This window comes from Mesorhizobium sp. P5_C1, from assembly GCF_054049815.1.
Window position 1 is genome coordinate 1 of the sequence record NZ_JBFULQ010000658.1, and the last position, 2,656, is coordinate 2,656.

General features: G+C 61.8%; 2 protein-coding genes. One reads left to right on the forward strand and one right to left on the reverse strand.

Annotated features, from left to right (window positions below; all coding sequences use genetic code 11):
* Positions 1-1,659 (forward strand): tetratricopeptide repeat protein (locus tag ACXJ7R_RS29500; protein ID WP_457154906.1); only part of this gene is annotated, 1,659 nt, incomplete at its 5' end.
* An 820-nt stretch (positions 1,660-2,479) separates the two neighbouring features.
* Here the strand turns inward: ACXJ7R_RS29500 and ACXJ7R_RS29505 are convergent.
* A complete protein-coding gene (locus ACXJ7R_RS29505; protein WP_457154907.1) occupies positions 2,480-2,656 on the reverse strand; it encodes a BBE domain-containing protein in 177 nt (58 codons plus the stop codon).

The following is a 2,656-nucleotide window of genomic DNA, read 5'->3' on the forward strand; positions in this document are numbered from 1 at the left end:
CTGCCGTGGAGCCGCGAACCCCAATGGCGTGGTGATCTCGACGGCCACCAGCACCTGCTTGGCGGACTGACCGACAAGGATGCGGACGCCTTCCTGCGGGCCATCCCGATCGACGATGACGCGACACGGCGAGCGATCATTGCCGGGGCACGGGAAACCGCGTCGCCCGAGACACCGATCTATCCGCTGATGCTTGATCTGCAAGTCGAGCACTGGGGCTCGCTGCGTGCTGYCGGCATCGCGCTCGAACCGGAGCGTTTCGCATTGAGGGCTGCGAGCTTCGAGGATAGGCGCATCGAAATCGTCCGGCGCGTGTTGCGCGACTACGGCACACCGCTGGGAGTCACCCTCGAACGACTGTCAGTGGCGCAGCGCTTCGACCGCAAGGCTTTCGAACATGTGGTGAAAACCTTCGGCACGGCGCTTCCGCTCGATCAGTTCGAGCGCCTCGCGGACTTGTCCTTCGTGACGAAGGCGCCCGACGGCTTCCTGTCGATCCACAATCTGGTGGCCGAGACGATCCGCGAAACGCTGGCGCCCGAGATGCGGGCCGCGTCTGTCGAAGAACTGTTCAAGCATTACGCGGCCCGTGCGGCCATAGCGACTGCTCGAGATATCACGAATGAAGCCATCGCCGCGTTGGTCGAGGCCGCCTATCTCCGGCTGGCGCTTGGGATCGAGGGCTATGTTGCCTGGCTCGCAGAGGTCAGCGCGAAGATCTTTCGTTCGGCCTGGTCAAGAAACATCGTCGGGCTTTGGCGCGGGGCGGCGACGCTTGCCGAATTTCGTCTCGGCCCGGACCATCCCGATACGGCAGCGAGCCTCAACAATCTCGCCCACCTGCTAAACCACATCGGTGATCATGCGGCCGCCCGGCCGCTCCACGAGCGGGCGCTGGCGATTTATGAGAAGGCGCTCGGCCCGGACCATCCCRATACGGCAACKAGCCTCRACAATCTCGCCGRMCTGCTASACGACATCGGYGATCWTGCCGCCGCCCGGCCGCTCCACGAGCGGGCGCTGGCGATCAAGGAGAAAACACTCGGCCCGGACCATCCCAATACGGCAACGAGCCTCGACAATCTCGCCAAACTGTTGCGGTCCATAGGTGACCCTGCCACCGCCCGGCCGCTCTGCGAACGGGCGCTGGCGATCCGCGAGAAAACACTCGGCCCGGACCATCCCGATACGGCAACGAGCCTCAACAATCTCGCCTACCTGCTAAAAGACGTCGGTGATCGCGCCGCCGCCCGGCCGCTCTGCGAGCGGGCGTTGGCGATCTATGAGAAAGCGCTCGGCCGGGATCATCCCGATACGGCAACGAGCCTCAACAATCTCGCCAAACTGCTACACGACATCGGCGATCTTGCCGCCTCGCGGCCGCTCTATGAGCGGGCGCTGGAGATCTATGAGAAGGCGCTTGGCCCCGACCACTGGGGCACAAATGCGGTGCGGATGAATTTTGCCAAGCTTCTGCTGGCGGCAAACGAGCAGGATAAGGCACTTTCATGCGCCGAACTTGCGCTTGCAGCACATGAAAAGTCGCTCGGTTCCCATCACCCATGGACCATAACATCCGCGCGCACAACTGCTGGTGCCCTGGAAGCCGTGGGGCAAAACGAAAGAGCCAGAGCCCTGCGATTGCAATACGGCCTTTAACTGCTGCGCAATCAGGCGGGACCACTGCCCCACGGGCCGCACAATGTCCGCGATGTGCTTGCGACCATCCTCAAGCAGACCGGCTCCTACGAGCAGGTGAGCTACGCGATCCAGGACACTCCGCGAGCAGTGCTCGCGGCACAACCGGCCCACCGCGCCGCTAGGTCACCTTTTCGCTCACAGCGGACTGTCAAGGGCGGCTCCGAGTGCCGGGCCTAGTCATCGCCAGAATGGCTTTGCAAGTTCAGACTCGACTTCGTCCTTCGTCAAGCCAATATCGTCGATCATGTGCGGCGCTACCCTGGATAGTCGCGCGAGGTCACTGCGGTAGAAATTCCGTTCCCGCCATCTTGAGACATAGCCAGTTAATTTGATTGCTCGAACCGTTTGGACCCAGTGCTGTAACGTGGACGACAGGAGATTGTTGCTCACCGTCAGGCCTCCGTGCCAATCTCGGTTACAGTGACAGCGTACCGCCGCATCGAGGTGCTTTAGGATCACCGCATCCACATCTGTTACAGCCGCTCATGGTAAGACGTTGGCTCCTTCGCGAACGACGGAGGGGGCGGCGAAAGGCGATCAATCTCACCGATACCGCGGCTTAGGTGCGCGGGGAGCTTCGCGCTATTGCGTTTTTGGACGGCATCTTCGTACCACCGGCAGATGATCCCGAAGACAGCGACCGGCGCGGCGGCAATCGCCTTACCCAGCGAACGGCCGGGAATTTGGAAGTCGATCTGTGCATCGTGGGGTGATGTTCATGTTCTGTCCTTTTGTTCAATGAGACGAGAATGCCGCCCTCGCTGATTTGGATTGGGCGTCAGTGCGTTGGCAGGATGTTCTGGTTGAGGCGGAAGAGATTGTCCGGATCGTACCTGTGCTTGATCTTGGCGAGCCTCGCGTAAGCTTCGGCTCCCAAAGCGTCGCGCACGAGATCCGCTCCTTCTCCATGGCCGGGGAAGTTCAGATAGAGGCGGCCGGTCGAGTAGCGCTGCAT

Coding starts and splice junctions, on each gene's coding strand:
- ACXJ7R_RS29505 (WP_457154907.1), bottom strand. CDS start 2,656: ATGCAGCGCTACTCGACCGGCCGCCTCTATCTGAACTTCCCCGGCCAT.